Source organism: Streptomyces flaveolus, assembly GCF_000716535.1.
Lineage (GTDB): Bacteria > Actinomycetota > Actinomycetes > Streptomycetales > Streptomycetaceae > Streptomyces > Streptomyces flaveolus_A.
The window spans coordinates 1-17,403 of record NZ_JNWV01000060.1; the positions used below are offsets into that span (position 1 = coordinate 1).

17 protein-coding genes and 2 pseudogenes are annotated in these 17,403 nt (G+C 69.3%); 10 read left to right on the forward strand and 9 right to left on the reverse strand.

Going from position 1 to position 17,403, the window contains the following annotated elements; all coding sequences use genetic code 11:
- The first annotated feature begins 1,148 nt into the window (after window positions 1-1,148).
- The 3 genes from OO52_RS42080 (at window position 1,149) to OO52_RS48770 (ending at window position 3,978) form a co-directional block, all read left to right on the forward strand.
- A complete protein-coding gene (locus tag OO52_RS42080) occupies window positions 1,149-1,844 on the forward strand; it encodes an alpha/beta hydrolase (protein ID WP_030657716.1) in 696 nt (231 codons plus the stop codon).
- A 599-nt stretch (window positions 1,845-2,443) separates the two neighbouring features.
- Complete coding sequence (locus OO52_RS42085; protein ID WP_030657718.1) at window positions 2,444-3,235, forward strand: GNAT family N-acetyltransferase; 792 nt, start codon at window positions 2,444-2,446, stop codon at window positions 3,233-3,235.
- Window positions 3,236-3,465: 230 nt separating this feature from the next.
- Complete coding sequence (locus tag OO52_RS48770; protein WP_359261576.1) at window positions 3,466-3,978, forward strand: transposase; 513 nt, start codon at window positions 3,466-3,468, stop codon at window positions 3,976-3,978.
- Window positions 3,979-4,205: 227 nt separating this feature from the next.
- On the opposite strand, the gene OO52_RS54825 is transcribed toward OO52_RS48770, so the two are convergent.
- Entirely contained in the window at window positions 4,206-4,526 is a 321-nt protein-coding gene (locus OO52_RS54825; protein ID WP_106972163.1) for an RNA polymerase sigma factor, read from the reverse strand.
- Between OO52_RS54825 and OO52_RS54405 the strand changes: the two genes are divergently transcribed.
- Window positions 4,422-5,057 carry a hypothetical protein gene (locus tag OO52_RS54405; RefSeq protein ID WP_324608327.1) on the forward strand — a complete coding sequence of 212 codons (636 nt, stop codon included), beginning with the start codon at window positions 4,422-4,424 and terminating at the stop codon, window positions 5,055-5,057. The genes OO52_RS54825 and OO52_RS54405 overlap by 105 nt on opposite strands.
- Before the next feature lie 164 nt (window positions 5,058-5,221).
- On the opposite strand, the pseudogene OO52_RS54410 reads toward OO52_RS54405, so the two are convergent.
- The 3 genes and pseudogenes from OO52_RS54410 to OO52_RS42095 all read right to left on the reverse strand — a co-directional run.
- Window positions 5,222-5,347: pseudogene (locus OO52_RS54410) on the reverse strand (TetR/AcrR family transcriptional regulator); the annotation flags it as partial.
- Between the two features lie 254 nt (window positions 5,348-5,601).
- A complete protein-coding gene (locus tag OO52_RS42090; RefSeq protein WP_030657720.1) occupies window positions 5,602-6,519 on the reverse strand; it encodes a TIGR03619 family F420-dependent LLM class oxidoreductase in 918 nt (305 codons plus the stop codon).
- A gap of 150 nt (window positions 6,520-6,669) precedes the next feature.
- Entirely contained in the window at window positions 6,670-7,035 is a 366-nt protein-coding gene (locus tag OO52_RS42095) for a DUF1330 domain-containing protein (RefSeq protein WP_030657722.1), read from the reverse strand.
- Window positions 7,036-7,145: 110 nt separating this feature from the next.
- On the opposite strand from OO52_RS42095, the gene OO52_RS42100 reads away from it, so the two are divergent.
- Complete coding sequence (locus OO52_RS42100; RefSeq protein WP_078877479.1) at window positions 7,146-8,195, forward strand: GNAT family N-acetyltransferase; 1,050 nt, start codon at window positions 7,146-7,148, stop codon at window positions 8,193-8,195.
- Window positions 8,196-8,381: 186 nt separating this feature from the next.
- Here OO52_RS42100 and OO52_RS46320 read toward each other — a convergent pair whose 3' ends face one another.
- Together OO52_RS46320 and OO52_RS51215 are read right to left on the reverse strand one after the other, a co-directional pair.
- Entirely contained in the window at window positions 8,382-9,020 is a 639-nt protein-coding gene (locus tag OO52_RS46320) for a hypothetical protein (protein ID WP_051819051.1), read from the reverse strand.
- A gap of 178 nt (window positions 9,021-9,198) precedes the next feature.
- Window positions 9,199-9,372 (reverse strand): hypothetical protein, encoded by a 174-nt coding sequence (locus OO52_RS51215; protein WP_158712626.1) that lies wholly within the window; start codon window positions 9,370-9,372, stop codon window positions 9,199-9,201.
- Window positions 9,373-9,635: 263 nt separating this feature from the next.
- Here OO52_RS51215 and OO52_RS52325 point away from each other — a divergent pair, with 263 nt between their 5' ends.
- The 5 genes from OO52_RS52325 (at window position 9,636) to OO52_RS42130 (ending at window position 13,971) form a co-directional block, all read left to right on the forward strand.
- Window positions 9,636-9,833, forward strand: a complete 198-nt coding sequence (locus tag OO52_RS52325; protein WP_209439613.1) for a hypothetical protein — start codon at window positions 9,636-9,638, stop codon at window positions 9,831-9,833.
- A 265-nt stretch (window positions 9,834-10,098) separates the two neighbouring features.
- Entirely contained in the window at window positions 10,099-10,779 is a 681-nt protein-coding gene (locus OO52_RS42115) for an RNA polymerase sigma factor (RefSeq protein ID WP_030657729.1), read from the forward strand.
- A complete protein-coding gene (locus OO52_RS42120) occupies window positions 10,776-11,873 on the forward strand; it encodes a CU044_5270 family protein (RefSeq protein WP_030657730.1) in 1,098 nt (365 codons plus the stop codon). The genes OO52_RS42115 and OO52_RS42120 overlap by 4 nt, the downstream gene beginning before the upstream one ends.
- Window positions 11,874-12,046: 173 nt before the next feature.
- A complete protein-coding gene (locus OO52_RS42125; RefSeq protein WP_234339955.1) occupies window positions 12,047-12,982 on the forward strand; it encodes an ABC transporter ATP-binding protein in 936 nt (311 codons plus the stop codon).
- A complete protein-coding gene (locus OO52_RS42130; RefSeq protein WP_030657735.1) occupies window positions 12,979-13,971 on the forward strand; it encodes an ABC transporter permease subunit in 993 nt (330 codons plus the stop codon). Before OO52_RS42125 ends, OO52_RS42130 begins: the two co-directional genes overlap by 4 nt.
- Before the next feature lie 211 nt (window positions 13,972-14,182).
- Here the strand turns inward: OO52_RS42130 and OO52_RS42135 are convergent.
- The 3 genes and pseudogenes from OO52_RS42135 to OO52_RS42145 form a co-directional block, all read right to left on the reverse strand.
- Window positions 14,183-14,373 (reverse strand): annotated as a pseudogene (locus tag OO52_RS42135) (WHG domain-containing protein); the annotation flags it as partial.
- Between the two features lie 295 nt (window positions 14,374-14,668).
- A complete protein-coding gene (locus OO52_RS42140; RefSeq protein WP_030657737.1) occupies window positions 14,669-16,486 on the reverse strand; it encodes an RNA-binding domain-containing protein in 1,818 nt (605 codons plus the stop codon).
- Window positions 16,480-17,166, reverse strand: a complete 687-nt coding sequence (locus OO52_RS42145; RefSeq protein ID WP_051819052.1) for an SDR family NAD(P)-dependent oxidoreductase — start codon at window positions 17,164-17,166, stop codon at window positions 16,480-16,482. The genes OO52_RS42140 and OO52_RS42145 overlap by 7 nt, the downstream gene beginning before the upstream one ends.
- Between the last annotated feature and the right edge of the window lie 237 nt (window positions 17,167-17,403).

Consider the following 17,403-nt stretch of genomic DNA (forward strand, 5'->3'; position numbering starts at 1 on the left):
CGCTGTCCGACTACCGCCTGTTCGCCTTCCCGGCCTGAACTGCCGCGCGCCGCGTCCGCAGACGGCGTCGTCATGGACCGACGGGCGGTCCGAGAGGCATGACTCGGCGCCTCCTCACAGGACCGCTTCGCGGGCCTGCGGACGACGCGCGTCACCGGCGCGGCGGCGCTGCCGCCCACTGCCGGAAGACAGTGCAAGCGCGTCGGTGTCACAGATCCACTCGGTGCGCGGTCAAAGTGGGAGAACGCTGTAAACCCAACGTTGGCATACGGTGTGAAGTCACCGAAACCTGTCGAGGATTCCAGTGAACTCCGTACGTCACTCCAAGCTGTGGACCGCTCGCAGGCGCCCCGATGCGCGCTGATCCAACTCGGCCAGGTCCCAGGTATCCCCGTCCCGGGGACCGTCTTCCTGAGCCGTGTCACGCTACCGGCGTCTCCCGCACATGCAGGAGGCGCCCCCGGCGTCGCATGGCCGTCATCGCGGTCGTTTCGCGGGTGCGGTGCTTTGTGCAGACCTCGCCCGCAGCCATGCCGCCAGATGACGCCAGCCCGAGGTGCCTGGCTGTCGCCCGGAGGCGCCGAAGCGTTCCGGGCGACAGCCCTGAAGGTCCTTCGGCCGTGCATAGCCGCCGCCCCACCTGACCGGATGCATCCCGCTGCGAGGTCGGCCCTTCACGATCCGACGTCCGGGCCGGCAGCTGGCTTCCGTGATCCCGCCGAGTGCCGACCCGCCGACTGCGACAGCACAGGCGGGACGCGCATTGCCCCCGCTCGGGCCCCGGTGGGCGCCCAGGGTCACCCGCACCGTCCCGGACGGGCGAGCCATCCGGCGCGAGTACCCCGTCTCCCACCAGGCCCGCACCCAGCCCTTCGGGCCGACCGCGACCGGGCCGACATCGGCACGGACCCCTCCTTATGCTGGGCGCGCAGGTCGAGATGGTTTCGTAGCGGTAGGTGAAACAGGTGCCGCCGGGCCGCGGGCATTCCTCCAGATCAGTGTGGGCCCACGTGCCCGCATCGCTGCCCGACAGCCCATTGAGCATATAGATTATAAGTGACATCTATCACGTGGACGCTGTGCGGTGACGGCCGACATGATGGGCCCGCACATCATGCCCAACGCATCACCTGCCCTACGAGGTTCGAATGACCCTGCCGTCGCTGTTGCTGGTGCCCGGAGCGTGGCACAAGCCCGAGCATCTGCAACTCCTCATCGACGACCTGCCCGGCATCGACGTCCACACCGTCGCCCTCACCTCGTGTGGTGACGATCCCAAGACGCTGGGCGACATGTACTCCGACGCGGCCGCCATCAGAGCCGCGGTCGAGGCGATCGGCGGGCCCGTGGTCGTCGTCGCGCACTCATACGGAGGCGTCCCCACCACCCAGGCACTCGCCGATGCGCCCAACGTCAAGAGCATCGTCTACCTCGCCGCGTTCCAGCTCGACGCGGGGGACTCCCTGCTGTCGAGTGCGGGTGGCGCCCCGCCGCTTTGGTGGGAGTTCCACCGGCAGGAAAACGTCGGCGACTTCCTGACCGTCGCGAACCCGGTCGACCTGTTCTACGGCGACGTGGACAAAAGTGTTGCCGAGAAGGCGGCGGCAGCCCTGGGCTACCAGTCCTACGCCGCCACCACCCAGAAGCTGACAGCGGTCGCCTGGCAGACGATTCCGAGCACCTACATCATCTGCGAAGCAGACGGCGCCATCCCGCCCTTCGTCCAGGAGCTCTTCGCGAAGCGCGCCGACAGGACGCTGCGACTGAACAGTTCGCACTCGCCCTTCCTGTCGCAGCCCTCCGCACTCGCACAGCTCATCAGGCACGAACTCAGCCTGCATTGAACCGGCCGGCACCGCCTGCGGCCAAAGAGCCCGGCCGCCCCAACCGCCCTTCCGTCGCGTCTGCTGCTGCCGGCGGGCCCTCAACCGCTTCCGGCTCCGCGCATTTCCGACCGTCGGGTAAGCGGGAGACGTACTCTCGTGACCTGGTTCATTACGGACAAGCCAGAAGTGTTTCGCTTCGAGGCGGGGGAACTTCACGCCCCACGTCCCGACCTGCACACCATGCTGCTGTCCGGACTCGGCACGATCGAGCAGCTGCGGGCCGGGGGTAACCCCCGCCCACGGTGCTGGGCTGGTGGCGGGAGCCGGATGAGACGGCGACGACAGCCGCGTTCGTGTGGATGCCACCGCGCCGCAGTGGAATGCTCGTACGACTCCGGATCACCAACCGATTCCGCCGCTCCAACGGCACCAGCTCGGACGTCACTGGTCGGCGCTCTTCCGGAGGGCACCACCGTCAGCGGCCCAGCAGTTCCGCGCATGATCGCGGACAGCTTGTGGAGCAGGCCCCCACCTCAGGCGCGCTCTTCGCCTCACGATCGCTTTTCTCCCCGTCCGGCATCCTGTCGGCGTCACAGCACCTCGAAAGTGGAGTTCACATGGATCCCAAGTCCCTCGCTTCCCAGGCGGATGCGGCCGCGTACGCTTTCGGGTCGGCGATGGAGAGGCTGGTGAGCGTCGTGCCCGGCGCCACCGGGCGTAGCGGCTCCCACGGCACTCTCCTCGCCCTCACTCGCTCGCAGATACCCGCTCTGAACGTCGTGATGAGCACGGTGAAGGAACCCGACGCGGGGGAGATCGCAGACTTGGCCGCCGTGGCCGCCGCGGAGGCGGGCCGCAGCGGATTCCCCTGGAGTATCCGCCTGCGCGGCGGCCCGGACGAGGCGATGACGCGCAAGGCCAGTGAGTACGGACTGACTGGCAGGTCCGAGCAGCCCTTCATGGTGCTGCCGCTGAAGGACGCGTCCGCGCTCCCGCCGGAGACCGGACAGGTGCGGGTGCGCGCCCTGAGCGGTGACGAGTACAACGACTTCGCCGAGGTGCTGGCCGCGGGGTTCGGCGCGCCTGCGGTGATCATCTCCAGCCTGTACACGCCGGCTGTTCTGGACGCGCAGGGGATCACCGCCTACGTGGCCGAGGCTGACGGGGTCGCCGTAGCCGCGGGTCTGGGGGTCGTGGTAGGAGGCCACCTCGGCGTCATCAACGTCGCCACGACGCCGCAACACCGTAGAAAGGGGCACGCCCGAGTCATGGTCGAAAGGATTCTGCAGGACGGCAGGGCCTCTGGCGCGCACACGGCCTACCTCCACGCGACCGATGAGGCAGTCGGTCTTTTCGAGAGCCTCGGCTTCCGCACCGCGGAAACGTGGACATCGTTGATCGGGACCTGATCGCCGCCTCTTCGGTGTCGTGAGACGCGGCGGCGTGGGCGTCACCGACGACGCCCACGGTGCCGGATGCCGAACCGACGAGGTATCCGCAAGCGGCCGACCGCATGTCTCGTTCCCCCTGTGAGCAAGGGCCTTACTGGCTCTAACTGATCATTTCAGAATGAGTTTGGCTCTGAGGCTAGGCAGTTGGGCTGGCAGGCGGCAGAGTCCTGCGGGTGTCGGATGATCTTGTGCCGGAGAACGCCGCGGTCGACGGCTCGCACATCCGGGCCCTCAAAGGGGGGCTCACATCGGACCTTCGCCGGTCGACCGCGGCCCGCCGGGGCAGCAAGCACCACCTGATCACAGACCGGCACGAAACGCCCCTTGCGGTGTCGGTGAGCAGCGGAAACCGTCACGACGTCACCCAGCTCATGCCCCTGCTGGACGCGATCGCCCGCATCCGCGGCCTGGTGGGCAGGCCACGTCACCGACCACGGCGGCCGCTCGCCGACCGCGGCACGACTACGACAAGTACCGGCGGCTCCTTTGCGCTCGCGGCATCATGCCGAAGACCGCCCGCAAGGGCATCGCCCACGGATCCGGCCGGGCAAGACCAGGTGGGTCGTCGAGCGAACCTTCGCCTGGCTCCACAGTTCAAACGCCTGCGGATCCGCTACGAGATACGAGCCGACCTCCACCTCGGACTACTCCAACTCGCCGGCGGCATCATCTGCTTGAGACGACTCCGAACCTCATTCTGAAATGATCAGTAAGGACAGCCCCGACTGCCGCAGGCCCTCCAACTTGCCACGACCGGCAGAGGACGTACAGACAGTGGGCAGGTCTCCGTACCGCTGCCTCGGAAGCCGCCTGAGTTGACGAGGGCCTGCCTGATCACCGTGACCTCAGCGGGCATGCAGCGGCGGATTCGTTTGCCGGCGGCGCCTGGAAAAGCATGGCAGGCAAGATCCCCGACAGCGTCAGGCACTCAGTGCCCACCATCACGGCGGACCCGCTTTCGACGGCCGGGTGACACCGCCTGCCGTGTTCTGAGACACCACCGATGCCACGCCCGGGAGTGTGCCGGTGGACGACCTTCTCGGGGTCCATCTCCGCTGCGGCCACGGCCAGGTCCAGGAGCGCGCAGCCGGGAGGGGCAGACGTTGCGAAGGATCAGGCGTAGCCACGCACCCGCGGACCCCGGTTGCCGCACGTCGGCGATGTGCCGGAAGGCGATGAGCGGCGCCTCCTGTACGGCGTCCTCCGTGTCGGGCCGGTTGCCCAGCATGCTCAGCGCCACGGCGTGCATACCGGCCCGGTGTCGTTCGACAGCGCGCCGACCGCGGCGACGTCACCGTCGCGCGCGATACGCAGGAGCTGGGCGTCGGTCCGGTCGCTGGTCAGGGCGGCTTTCGAAGGCAAAGAGATCTGGGGTGAATACCTTGTTTCGTCCTGCTGGGGACGGAGCCGGTCCCGGATCGGCCGCGGCGTGCGTGAGCGCTGTCCGGTCCCCTATGCGGCATCAGGTGGGTTTCCCGCCACCGCCTGGCCTTCGGCCGTCATCGGCCCGATGGCCTTCGACGGCCTGTGTCGCGGCTTGTACAGCCGCGTGGAGGATCTGCTCCGACAAGACAGTTCCCGTTGTGGCGCGAGCGAGCAGTATGCCGCCCATGCGGGTGGCCAGGGCCGCCAGACCGGCATCCCCGGGTGCGATCCATGCCGCCATCTCCTGGATGCCGTCGGCGTAGGTCTTCCGGTGCTCGGGCTGACGCGCCGTGTCGCCGACGAAGCCGGCCGCAGGGCAGCCGCTGCCAGGGTTGTCGCGATGCTCGACGGATAGGTAGGTAGGACTCGACCAGCGACCTCCACGCCGCTTCGTGCCTGCCGGCGTCCTGGTCCAAGGACACCAGGTATCGGATGCTGTCGGTAAGGCCTTTTGGCCATCGCCTCGTCGACGAGCGCGGATTTCGAGGCGAACTGCTTGTAGAAGCCGCCCTGGGTGAGACCGATCGACTGCATCACGTCGATGATGCCGACCTCGGCGACACCCTTCTCACGTATCAGGCGGGAGGCGGCATCCACCCCCCGCTCCCGGTTAGCCTTCGCTTCTGCTTGTGAGACGCGGCCCATCCCTCACCCTGCCTGGCCTCGGCAGTCACCTGACATGTCGCCATCCGCGATGACGGCACCGGTACCCCGCCCGGAGGCCGAACGATCGTACCCGGTTCCGAACCGGGGGACTTCTCCCGACCAGTTCCGTCAGCCATCATGGCCAGCCTGCCACGGCAGGAGCGCGTGGGGCGTTTCCGGGGCGATCCACCCCGTATCGCCGGGTTCCGGAGTCCGGGCCGCGGGCGCTCCGTCAGTGACACCCCTGCACGCCGTCAACCCGCGCGCACCCCCTCGATGAACCGGCCGGCCATATCGGTGCGCTCCTCCAGGGTGAGGGGGCTCTGCCCGAGGTCGATGAACAGTTCGTGCACACCCGCTTCGGCCGCCGCCCGGGCGTAGTCGATGTACTGCTCCAGCGTTCCGGCGTCCGGAATCCGCTCCGGCTCGGCTTTCTCTGCGGTCAACGCGGGGTTGACCCGCAGTGCCATGCGCAGGGTGGAGGGGTCCCGTCCCGCATCCTCCGCCTCATGAAGAATGGTCGCCCACAGTCCCGTGAGATATAGCAGCGGCATGGCCACGGGCAACCAGCCGGCGGCGCGCCGGGCGACCCTGCGCAGGCCTGCCGCCGTGAAAGCCGCGAGCAGGACGGGCGGGCCGGGACGCTGGTGGGGCTTCAACCCGACGACGGTCTCCGGGATGGTGAACAGCGGCCCCTGGTGGGCGTAGATGTCGTGGGTCCAGTACCCGTGGAGGATGTCGAGCGTCTCGTCGAGCCGCCCGCCCCTGCCTTGCCAGGGCACGTCCACCGCCGCGTACTCGTCAGGCATCCAGCCCAGACCAAGACCGACGTCCAGACGCCCGCCGGTGAGCACGTCGAGCGTGGTCAGGGAGCGGGCCAGCATCAGGGGCGGCTGCCACAGGGCATTCAGCGTGCTGGTCCCCAGGCGGACCCGTTCGGTGTGCGCGGCGGCGAGCGTCATGGACAGCAAAGGGTCGAGGTGCCTCTCGTAGGCCCTGGGCATCACGCCGTCACCGACCGGATACGGCGCGCTGGGGGAGGTGGGGGCGAGAACGCGGTCTCCCGTCCAGAGGGAGTCGTACCCCAGTTCCTCGGCGGAGCGGCTGACGCCGACGACGCCCTCTGCGGTCGCGTCCGGACCGAAGGTCGGCAGGGCCAGGCCTATGCGCATGGGATTCTCTCTCGTCCAGTGGCGTGGATGGCCGGCGGCCAGCGGCGGCCCCCGCACCGCGCTGGGCCTCTCGGGTCCCCGACGCGGGTGCTACCGCGATGGCAGTCGCCGGTGTCGGCTGTGGCGTGCGAGGCCTGCGCCTCCCGGCGCTCAGCCCTGGGAAGCGGATGCCGCCTGGATGGCCGCCCTGACCTGCTGTGCGAATCCTCGGACGGTGTAACCCTCAGGAAGGCTGTCGATCAGCACGATGTCGGAGATCGCGTTATTGAGGCGGAGGGGCAGGATCGCCTGGTACTCCGCCGAGTTGTACCAGGCGTCGACGGCAGCGCGGTCGGGGAACTCCATGAGGACGACCAGGCCTGGCCACGCTCCCTCCACAACGCTGACCTCGCCGTTGGCGAGCCACTTGCCGCCGTAGGGTTTCACGGTGGCCTCAACTTGTTCGAGGTAGGACAGTCCAGCTTCGTTCGGGACGTCACCGGGGATGCGGAGGTGGTTGATCAGGTACGTGCTCATGTCGGTCCTTCCGGGTTGCACTGCTGGCTCATGGGCTTCGTTCGAATCCTTTTAGATTACGAGCATAATCGTAGGCTCGGCATGTCGGCGCCGCCACCGGAGCCAGATAGATGCTCTATGACATCTATCACGTGGACGTCCGGCGGCAGGAGCTGGACGATGGGCGCGTAAGCCGCCCGCACCGTTCCTGCGCCACCGGATCCCGGACGCGGCCGCACGAACGCATGTGTTGCGGCATCGCGGAACCGCGACGGAGTTCTCCGGCGCCGTGCCGTCCGCCGCCCCTCCCTCTCACCGGCAAGAGGAGACTTGAATCGATGGCATGGTCTGTTACCGACAGTCCCGAGGTGTTCCGGTCCGCGGCGGAATCCTTCGTTTCCGCGCGTCCCGACCTGCACACCATGCTGCTCTCCGGGCTCGACTCGATCGAGCGTCTGCAGTCCAGGGGTACGACGCCGCCCACGTGCCTGGGATGGTGGCGTGACGCGGACGGGGCCCCGACGACGGGCGCGTTCGTATGGACTCCCCCCCATCTGCTGACCGCGAGTAGCCTTTCCCGGGCCGCGGCGACGGGCCTGACCCGGTTGCTGTCCACCGACGCCCACCCGTGCACCGGGCTGCTGGCCGACGAAGCGTCGGTCCGCGCCTTCTCCGAGGCCTGGGAAGCAACGACGGGCACGGCCCCGAGCGACGGACCGCGTCTTCGCCTCCACCGCCTTGAACAGCTCGTGCCGCCTGGCGTCGCCCCGCCGGGTGCACCGCGGGTGGCGACCTGGGACGACCGGCCTCTTCTCCACGACTGGTGCACCCGCTTCGTGGCGGAAGCCGGCCCGCTCGGAGCCGATCTCGACAGGTTCGTCGACGAGCGGATCACTCAGGGCGGCTGGCGGTTGTGGATGGTCGCGGGCGAACCGGTGGCCATCGCAGCGATGACCACCCTCGTGGCCGCCACCGCCCGCGTCACCCCGGTGTATGTGTCGCCCCACCACCGCGGACGAGGCTACGGTGCCGCCGTCACCGCAGCCGTTTCCCAGGCCGCGCGGGATGCTGGCGCGGAGCACGTCCTGCTCTTCACCGACCTTTCAAACCCGACCAGCAACCGCCTGTACCAGCGCATCGGCTACCGGCCTGTCTCGGACTACCGCATCGTGGCGCCCTGACGGCTCCTGACGAAGACCTGGCACGCGAGGCCGCGCCGCAGCCGCCCCGCAGGCCCGGCGGCAGACGACACGGGTCAGGCACGGGCCTCGCATCTCCGGGAAAGGCAGTGCGCCTCCTGAGTCACACGGGAAACATCTGAGACACCATCAGGACCTGTCAAGGGTGTCCCGCGGACATCTCGTCACCTATGTCCTGAGCACCGGGAACGCGAAGTCCGGCGCCCGCGCGATCCGCTCCTCGACGACGTCACACCGCCGGTACCTGTGCGACCTCCTCGTCCAGGACGTCCTCTTCGGCGCGCAGCGCACGCTCTCTCTGATCGTGTGAACGCCGTCCTGATCGTGGACGGAGAAGGCCCGGTCGCGTCGGCTGACCGGCAGGGTGCTGACCGCCCACGACCCGAAAGACATTGTGTTTCGCACCCGGGGAAAATGAGCGTGTCCGGCCTCGCGCGGCTGCTCCGCCGGAGCACGGTGGTTGTGCGAGTCACCGATGTACAGGTCACCGGACGAAGCGACGGCCACGCTGTAGGGGTAGTAGAGCCGCTCGCCCACCCCCGGGCCTCCGTCGGCGATGTATCCGGCGACGCCGTTGCCGGCGACGGTGGTGAGGATGCCGTTGGGCGCCACCTTGCGCACCCGATGGTTGTTCTGGTCGGCGATGTAGAGGTTGCCCTCCCTGTCCACCGCCACCCCGTAGGGGTACTGGAGCTTGGTGCCGACAGCGGGGCCGCCGTCCACGACGAAACCCGCTTCGCCGTTTCCAGCGGCCGTGATGATCGTGCCGTCTGGGAAGGCCGCCGTGGCCGAAGACGTGGGTGCCATAACTGTTCCTCCTGTGGTGGTACCGGGCGCGGCGCCCAGCCGGTGTTCCGGCGGGGCGGGCGCGCCTCGGGGTTTTGACAGCCGCGCTCGGTGTGCTCGACGCGCGGAACATGAACGGGATGCCGAGTGCGCGGGAGGCGACCGCGGTGACCTGGTGCGGCAGCCTGGGCCGACCAGCTCAGGAGACTCCAGCCTGGACGCCGGCCGCGACCCGCTTGCCGGGCAGCCGGACTGCCGGCCACTCCGGTGCGATGTAGACAAGACGGTCGGCGAGGTGCGCATCGGTCCGGCGCCGCGGCAGCAGCTTGCACACCGACACCCCGGCCATGACCAGGGTGGTGGCCGCCACCACCGCCGCCAGGGTGTCGAAGCCAGAGCGACGCCGGCACGCGAGCGCGGACGCCCCGCCCGCTCCCAGAGCACCGGCCAGTGGTACGCCTGCGTACACAGATCTCCCGTCTCTTCTCCCGCTTGTCCTCACGCGCCGGTACCGGGGCAGCGCATATCGGCGAGGACGGCGCCTAGGGGAGCCCGCCCCGGCCGCGGCGCGGTCCCGGTGCGGTGCGGCGATGCCGGTGGAGCGCACCACGATGGGCGGTGCGGTGCGGTGCGGCGGTGGCGCGGGACCGATGCGCGCCGCACCGCACCACCGCCTTCCGGGGCGTCCTACACGACGTTCGAACCGGCCGGTGCGGGGTGCGCATCGAGGGCCTGGCCCACGCCGACGGCCTGCAGCTGGGCACCTACCGCATCGACGATCCGGGACGCCTCTTCCGCACCGTCGGTGCCAACTGCGCACCGCGGTACCTGTAGCGCAATGGCACCGCTGCCTGGGATACCGTGAACACCGGTCAACAGCGGACCGGATCAGGCGGGACAGAGCCCCGGAGTGCCCCGTTCACACACTCCGAACGGGAGGGTTGCGCCCTGATGAGAACATGCGAAGCGGCATCGGCCCTGTGGATTCGCAGTTTCCCGTGGGCCCGTCGGGCTTGGAAGGCGTGTCGAGACCGCGTGTGACACAGGTCACGGGAAGTCGGTGTGGGGTGCCGGACAGCTCATTGAGGTGAGTATCCATATGCGTACCCGGGTACGGGCCGGGGATTCGAGCGCGTTCGCCGAGCTCTTCGACAGCTACGCCCGCGCGGTCTACAACCATGCCTTTCGGCTGACCGCCGACTGGTCGGTGGCCGAGGACGTGATGGCGGCGACCTTCTTGGAGGCGTGGCGGCTGCGGGACAGGGTCGAGCCTGAGGGCGGCTCCCTGCGGCCCTGGCTGCTGGGCATCGCCACCAACACGGCGCGCAATCACTACCGGAGCAACCGGCGCTACCGTGCGGCGGCGGGCGCCGCCGCGGCGGCCGAGCTGTCGGTGGCCGACCACGCCGACGAAGTTGCCGACCGGGTCGATGACCGGCGGCGGCTCGCGACGGCTCTGACCGCGCTCACCGCGCTGCGCAGACCAGAGCGCGAGGTCATCACCCTGTGTCTCGGGGAGGGCCTGGACTATGAGGCCGCCGCTCAGGCGCTGGGGATTCCGGTCGGAACGGTGGCCTCCCGGCTCTCCCGAGCCCGTAAGAAGCTGCGTGCGCTGGCCGCCGAGGCGGAATCGGCGCGCCTCTTTGCCGAACCGGTCGGCGCGGCAGCCGGCACGACGGGCAGGAAAGTCCGCGGGAATCGGGAAGTCGGTCGGCTCGACCGACAGATAAGAGGCGATCACACAAACGCGATCCGGCCCGCACAGGAAGGAAACCGATGAACGCGGACACGTCCCGGCACAACCCGGCCGATTGGGATGAGAGCGCAGAGTTCCTGTCCCGGACGGCGCGTGACCTGCCTGCGGGCCGTCACGAGTTCCACAAGGAGCGTCTGATGGCCCAGATCCACGACATGCAGCGGGAAGAGCACACGGCGGCGGCGGTCCCCGCGAGGGCAGGACGGTTGCGGCTGCCGCGTCCGGCGATCGTGCTGCCCGTCGTGGCGGCGGCCGTGGCGGGGGTGGCCGTCGCCGGGAGCTCGATGACCGGCGGTGACGGAGCCGAGGACGGGGGCGTCTCCACCGGGTCGGCCCTGACCACGCAGGTCGGCGCCGCGACCACCAAGGGTGTGCCTCAGTTGCTCGACCAGATCTCGCTGGCGGCAGCCGACGTGTCCCACCCGGACGTCAAGCCCGGCCAGTACATCTACATCGACTCGAAGACGGCCGACACCTTCGTGAAGACCGTCGACGACAAGAGCAGCCTGGCCAGCCACGAGCTGCACCGCCGGCAGGTGTGGATGTCCCCGGACGGCACCAAGGGATGGCTAATCGACCCCGCGGTCAACCGGAGTTCCGAAGGTGAGACCTTGAGCCTTCCCGACGAGCAGGGCAACACGCCGAAGGCGTACCTGAACAGCCCCTCGTACGACTATCTGGCCAAACTCACCACCGACCCCGACGCGTTGCTGGCCAAGATCTACAAGGAGACGAAGGGACACGGCAACTCCCCGGACCAGGAGGCGTTCACCACGATCGGGGACCTGCTGGGCGAGAGCTACCCGCCGGCAAACCTGTACCCGGCACTGTTCAAGGCGGCTGAGAAGATCCCGGGTGTCGTCGTGGTGAACGACGCGGTGGACGCGGTGGGCCGGCGCGGCGTGGCGGTGGCCAGGCTCGACGAGACCAGCGGTCAGCGCGAGGAATGGATCTTCGACAAGCGAACCCATGTCTTCCTCGGCGAGCGCAGCGTCCAGGTACGGAAGGGCACCGGTGAGGATGCCCTGATCAAGCCCGGCACGGTGCTCTACACCAGCGCCATCATGAACCGGGCCGTCGTCGACGGCATCAAGCAGACCCCTTCGCAGGCCGGCTGACACGGCCTGGAGGTCGTCAGGTGGACACGGTCGCATTGCCGTAGTCCGAACAACCCTTCCCCAGAGGACCTGTTGCGGCAATCCCGCCTGCCTGGCGACGCATGCCCCCTGGAACGGATGCGTCAGGAACGAGGAGCACATTGAGCAGCGAGAAAAGCGGCCGGAGCAAAGACGTGTGGACAAGATCCGCGATCGAGGCGTACGCCGTGGGCAAGAGGCATCGGCGGGGTTGGGCGCTGAAGGACTGCTCCTTCCGGCTGCCGGCGGGCCGGATCTGCGGTCTGGTGGGCCCCAACGGCGCAGGGAAGACGACCCTGATGGGGATAGCGGCCGACCTCGTCGATCCGACCACCGGCAGCGTACGGGTGTTCGGCGCAGTCCCCGGTTCCGAGGAGGCCCACCGCCGCACGGCGTTCCTCGCCCAGGACAAGCCGCTCTACAGGCGCTTCACCGTGGCCGAGACGCTGCGTCTGGGGCGGGAGCTGAACCCGGGATGGGACCAGCGGGCCGCCGAGAACATCGTCCGGGCGGGCAATGTGCCCTTCGAGGCGCGGATCGGCACCCTGTCCGGTGGGCAGCGCACCCGCGTCGCCTTCGCTGTCGCCTTCGGCAAGCGCCCCGACCTGCTGATGCTCGACGAGCCGATGTCCGACCTCGACCCGCTGGTGCGCCATGAACTCATGGGCGCACTGATGGCCGAGGCCGCTGAGCACGGCACCACCGTGCTGATGTCCACCCATATGCTCGCCGAACTGGAGAACGTCTGCGACTACCTGCTCGTCATCGCCGACGGCGGCCTGCGGCTCGCCGGTGAGGTGGACGAACTCCGCACCGCCCACGCCCGGTTGACCGCCACCTTCAAGGAGAGCGGCCCCGCCGGGGCGGGCACGTCCCTGGCGCGTCACACCGTCGTGGAGTCCCGCACCGACGGGCATCGGATCACCGCGCTGGTACGCCCGGCCGGACCGGTCGACGCCGTCTGGCAGTCCGAAACCCCCGGCCTGGAGGAACTCCTGCTCGCCTATCTCCGCTCCCCGCAGGTGCCGCCCTTGATCACCGCCGAGTCACGGGTCGCCGACCGGGACCTCGCGAAGGCGGTGGCGGCATGACCGGCGCCCGGACCTCCCCGGCCGGTACCGGCCGGGTGCACCGCGGTCCGCGCCTGGGCGGTCTCAACTGGCTGGTCTGGCGCCAGCACCGGGCCGCCTTCTGGACCCTCATCGGCGGTACGGTCATCGCCGCCGGCTGGATGGTCTACCAGCGCATGGGGATGATGGACACCCTCCACGCCCTCGGATGGCCCCACCCGAAGTCGGACGACTGGGACAGGCGCGTCGGCAACGGCGCGCTGACGATGGCCGGATACGGCCTCGGTTTCCTCCCCGTCCTGATCGGTGTCTTCATCGGCGCCCCGCTCATCGCCGGGGACCTGGAGAACGGCACCGCAAAGCTGGTCACCTCGCAGTCCGTGAGCCGCATCCGGTGGATCGCCACCAAGCTCGGCGTCACCGTCCTGGTGGTCCTCCTGGGCACGGTCGTGCTCTCCCAGGTGTTCGGCTGGTGGTGGTCCCCGGTCAGGGACCGGCCCAACTTCATGCCGTGGACCGAAGGCACCGTCTTCGACAACACCGGGCCGGTGCTGACCGCGCTCACCCTGTTCACCCTGGTCGGCGGCGTCGCGATCGGCATGGTGCTGCGCCGCACCCTGCTCTCCATGGTCGTCACCTTCGGCTTCGCGGTCACCGTGCAGATCCTCTGGTCGCACTTCCGGCTGCAGCTCGGCAACCCCGTCAGCCTGACCACCCACACGGGCGTCATGAAGTCCAGCCCGAGCGTGCCCAGCAGCGCCTTCGAAGTCGACACCTGGTTCACCACCGCTTCCGGGAAGCTCTACGGCTGGGGCACCTGCGTCACCGGGTCGACGGAGAAGTCGCAGCAGGCCTGTCTGGACAAGAAGGGCATCGTGGGCTGGCGGGTCGACTACCTCCCCTTCTCCCAGCTGTCCTCCATGCAGTGGTTCGGTGCATCCGTCCTGCTGACCCTGAGCGTCGCGGTCACCGCGTTCATCTTCGTCTGGGGCCGCAAGCGCGTCGCCTGACGTACGCCAGTGGGCGCCACCCAACGTCCCGCGAGTCCTCCAGCCTCCCGCGGACACCCGGCGTCACCCCTGGCCCCGCGATGCGCCTCCCCCGGCAGGCGCACGAAGATCTGGACGGCGGGCAGCTGCGGGAGCTGTCGGAGCAAGAGCACCAGCTCACCTTTGCTCTGGCCTGGCAGGCGGGCCAGGACAAGACCGCGAAGGCGGCTGCCTATCGCGCCAGGTACTGCAGTTCGCTCTCGTACAGCTCGGCCGGGTCGAATCCCATGCCGGTGAAGTGGCTTGCCAGTTCCAGGGAGACGATGCCGTGCGGGCGGGGGTCCGGAAGCGCAGGGCGGCCGGGGGTGCGGGGTGGTCGGCGGCCCACTGCCGGTGCTCGGCCAGGTGGGCCTCCAGGCGGGCGTCGGCGTGGCTGTCGTCCGGGTTCTGCGCGGCTGTGCCGGCCGGGCGGTGTCGAGGAGGGCGCGCCATGGGGCTGAAGACGATCTCCGGCAAGTTCACGTACAAGGTGGGCAACGTGGATCGCTGGGAGTCCAACTAGGCCTGCCCAGCGCTGGCGGTCACGTTAGTGCCGTCCGCTCCGCTGGTCGTGAGACGTCAGGGTCTGTCACGGTCCGAGCTTGATGAGCATGCGCCAGAATGCTCAGCCAAGTGTCGCTGTTCGGCTACCCGCCCCGTTTCGACCTGTTCACGGCTGTTACAGAAGGTCCCCCTCTGCGTCGACGTACCCGAACGCGTTGGCCATGTGCGCCAGAGCCTCCCGCAGAAGGTGCTGACGCTCTCGCCGGTCCATGGCGGGTGCGGCCGTGACGGTGACGGCCATCTGCGGCCTGGGGCCGTTGTCGTTGGGGCCCAGCGGCGACAGGTCGACGAGCGTGTCCAGGACCGGCAGGACGCCGTTGTCGGCGGGCTGTTCGCACGTCATCCGCAGTTCCGTGGTGGGCGGGGCGGCCCATGACAGCTCGGCCGGGTCGCCGACGACGTCGGGCAGCAGTTCGGCTGCCGTCTCCCAGGCGGCGAGCAGTACGGCCTGAATCTCGTCGAAGCCCAACCGCGTGTGCCCACCGGGCCCGAGGGCCGCGGCCCACGCGTCCGGGTTCTCGATCAGGACGTCCGCGCAGGCGATCACGGTGGACTCCATAGCGGTGGGCAGGGCGAGCATGATGGAGGTCTTCACGGCTGGGTCGCCGTCCGGTCCGGTGATCGTGCACGTGTAGCTCAGGGAGCGGGACGAGTTGCCGAAAGGCCCGCGCTCCCAGCGAGCGGCGGGAAGCTCCGCACCCCGGCGCCGGGACAGCATCGTCACCGCACCGGCCACAGCGCTGTACGGAAGTTGCTGCTCAAGCAGCCTGCGCCGGGCTGTGGTGACCTCCAGCGCGCCCGGGTGGGCCCAGGGCAGGTTCACCAGGGCGCGCAAGCGCAGCGCCAGCGTCTGACCGGCGGTCCCGACCTCTGCCGACCGGCCCTGGTCCAGGCCGAACCGAGGAAGCGGCTGCCACCGCCACACGCCTCGGCCCGAACACGACAGTCGGCCCGAACCCCATGACCCGCCGTCGAGGTCGACGCTCCGAGCGTCGGCCGGGATCACCCACGGGGTGTCCGAGTCGGCGGGAAGGTGGGGGAAGCCGATGGCGGCGAGCGGGTCCTGACCTCCTGGGGCACGCCGCCCGGCTTCGACGATGGCCTGCCAGACGGGCGCGGCGACGGCGACCGGGGGTCGGCCGGGCACCAGGCACAGCACCCATCCCGGCTCGCCGTCGACCTCGTGGTGCAGATCCTGCAGAGCAGCCGGGCCCTGCGCCCACGCCTCTCCTGCCGGCTGTCCGAGGCCCGCGTCGGCCAGCTGCGCGTAGGCCGCACGCATCTCCCGCTCGCGGTCGGGCAGGCCCTGCCCCACCCGCAGCCGGCTGTCCGGCCCGGCTTCAGAGACGGCCTGCCGCACGAGCTCGGTGAGGGCCTGAGCGGTGGGCATGCCAGAGACCCGGACACCGGCGGAGAGCAGCTGCTGTATCTCGGGCCGCGGCAGCCAGTGGGTGCTGTCGCCGTCCCGTATCGGCACGGCGACCGTGTCCGTGCGTGGAGAACCAGGCTTGCCCACCGGCGCCGGCACGACGAACAACGTGCCAGCGGCCTGCTCGGGGACGTAGATGAACATCACCCGCTCGCTGTCCGCACCGGACCATCCGACGCGCACTCCGCGTGGAGCTGGGGTGATCCACTGACGGATCAGCTTGCGGATCTGGTCCACGTTCACTGCGGCCGGGTCGAGGCCGACGATGCGGTCCAGGACCTCTTCGTCATGCTCGAGTCGGGTGGCGATGCCGATGACGATGAGTCCGCCGCCCCCGTTGGCGAACGCCGCAACGTCCTTGGCGAGTTCCTCGACCGCCTTGGCGTCCGCCAGCTGGTACGGACCGCCCTTCGCATCGAGCCACTGCGTCTCGCGCAGTTCGAGCAGGGCGACCGGCTCATTGCCGTCCAGCACGGCCAGCGCGCTCTTCAGATCCTTCACCACCCCGGCAGTATCCACCGGCGCTTCCGTCGCTCGCCGCCAAGTTGCACAAGCGCACCGGCACCCCTACATGCGTGAGGGGGCACCGGCTCACCTATCCATTTGCTCGAGCACGACGTCGACGGTGAGGGCGAACCTGGGCCGGGTGGTACGGCCAGTGCCTCGCGCCGCCTGAAGGGTGCACTCGCTGCTGCTCCCCGTGGAGCCAACTCCCGGGCGAGGGACTTGGTCAGCCCGTTCACCGCGGACTTGGCGGCGACGTAGTGGGCCATGAAGGGCTGGCCGGAATGGGCGCTCGACGAGGAGATGTTGACGATCCGCCCCCAACGGTCCTCCCACATGTACTGCAGCACCGACTCGCAGTGGTACACCCCGTTGAGGTTGATGTCCACGACACGCTGCCACTCCTCGAAGGACAGTTTCGAGAACCTGGTGGGGCCGCCCTTGCCAGCCGCGTTGACCAGCACGGAGACCGGGCGGTAGCGGTCGCGCACCGCGTCCGTCGCCTTGTCCACTTGCGCACGGTCGGTGAGGTCGACGATCAGCCCGTGGCGTTCCTCGGTCGGCGTGATGTCGAACAGGGCCACGTTGAGGCCGTCGGCGGCGAGCCGCCGCACGATCGCCCGGCCGATGCCGGAGGCCCCGCCGGTGACGATGGCCGTCCGTTTCGACGGGGTGCTCATACGAACGTCCCGCAGCGCCCCCCGAAGACGTCAGAGAGTGGCGCGCGATCGTGCAGATGTGTGTCGAGCGCGAGCGCGCTCTGCTCGAGCGACTCCCCACCTACCGCACAAGCTGGCGGGACACCGCTGACAGGCTGATCCAGGCGATCATGGCCGTGTATCGGCCCGCTCATGCGGCGGAACCTTGATCGGATGGACGGTGTCGAAGAGCAGGCCGGCGACAGCGTCTTCCTCGGC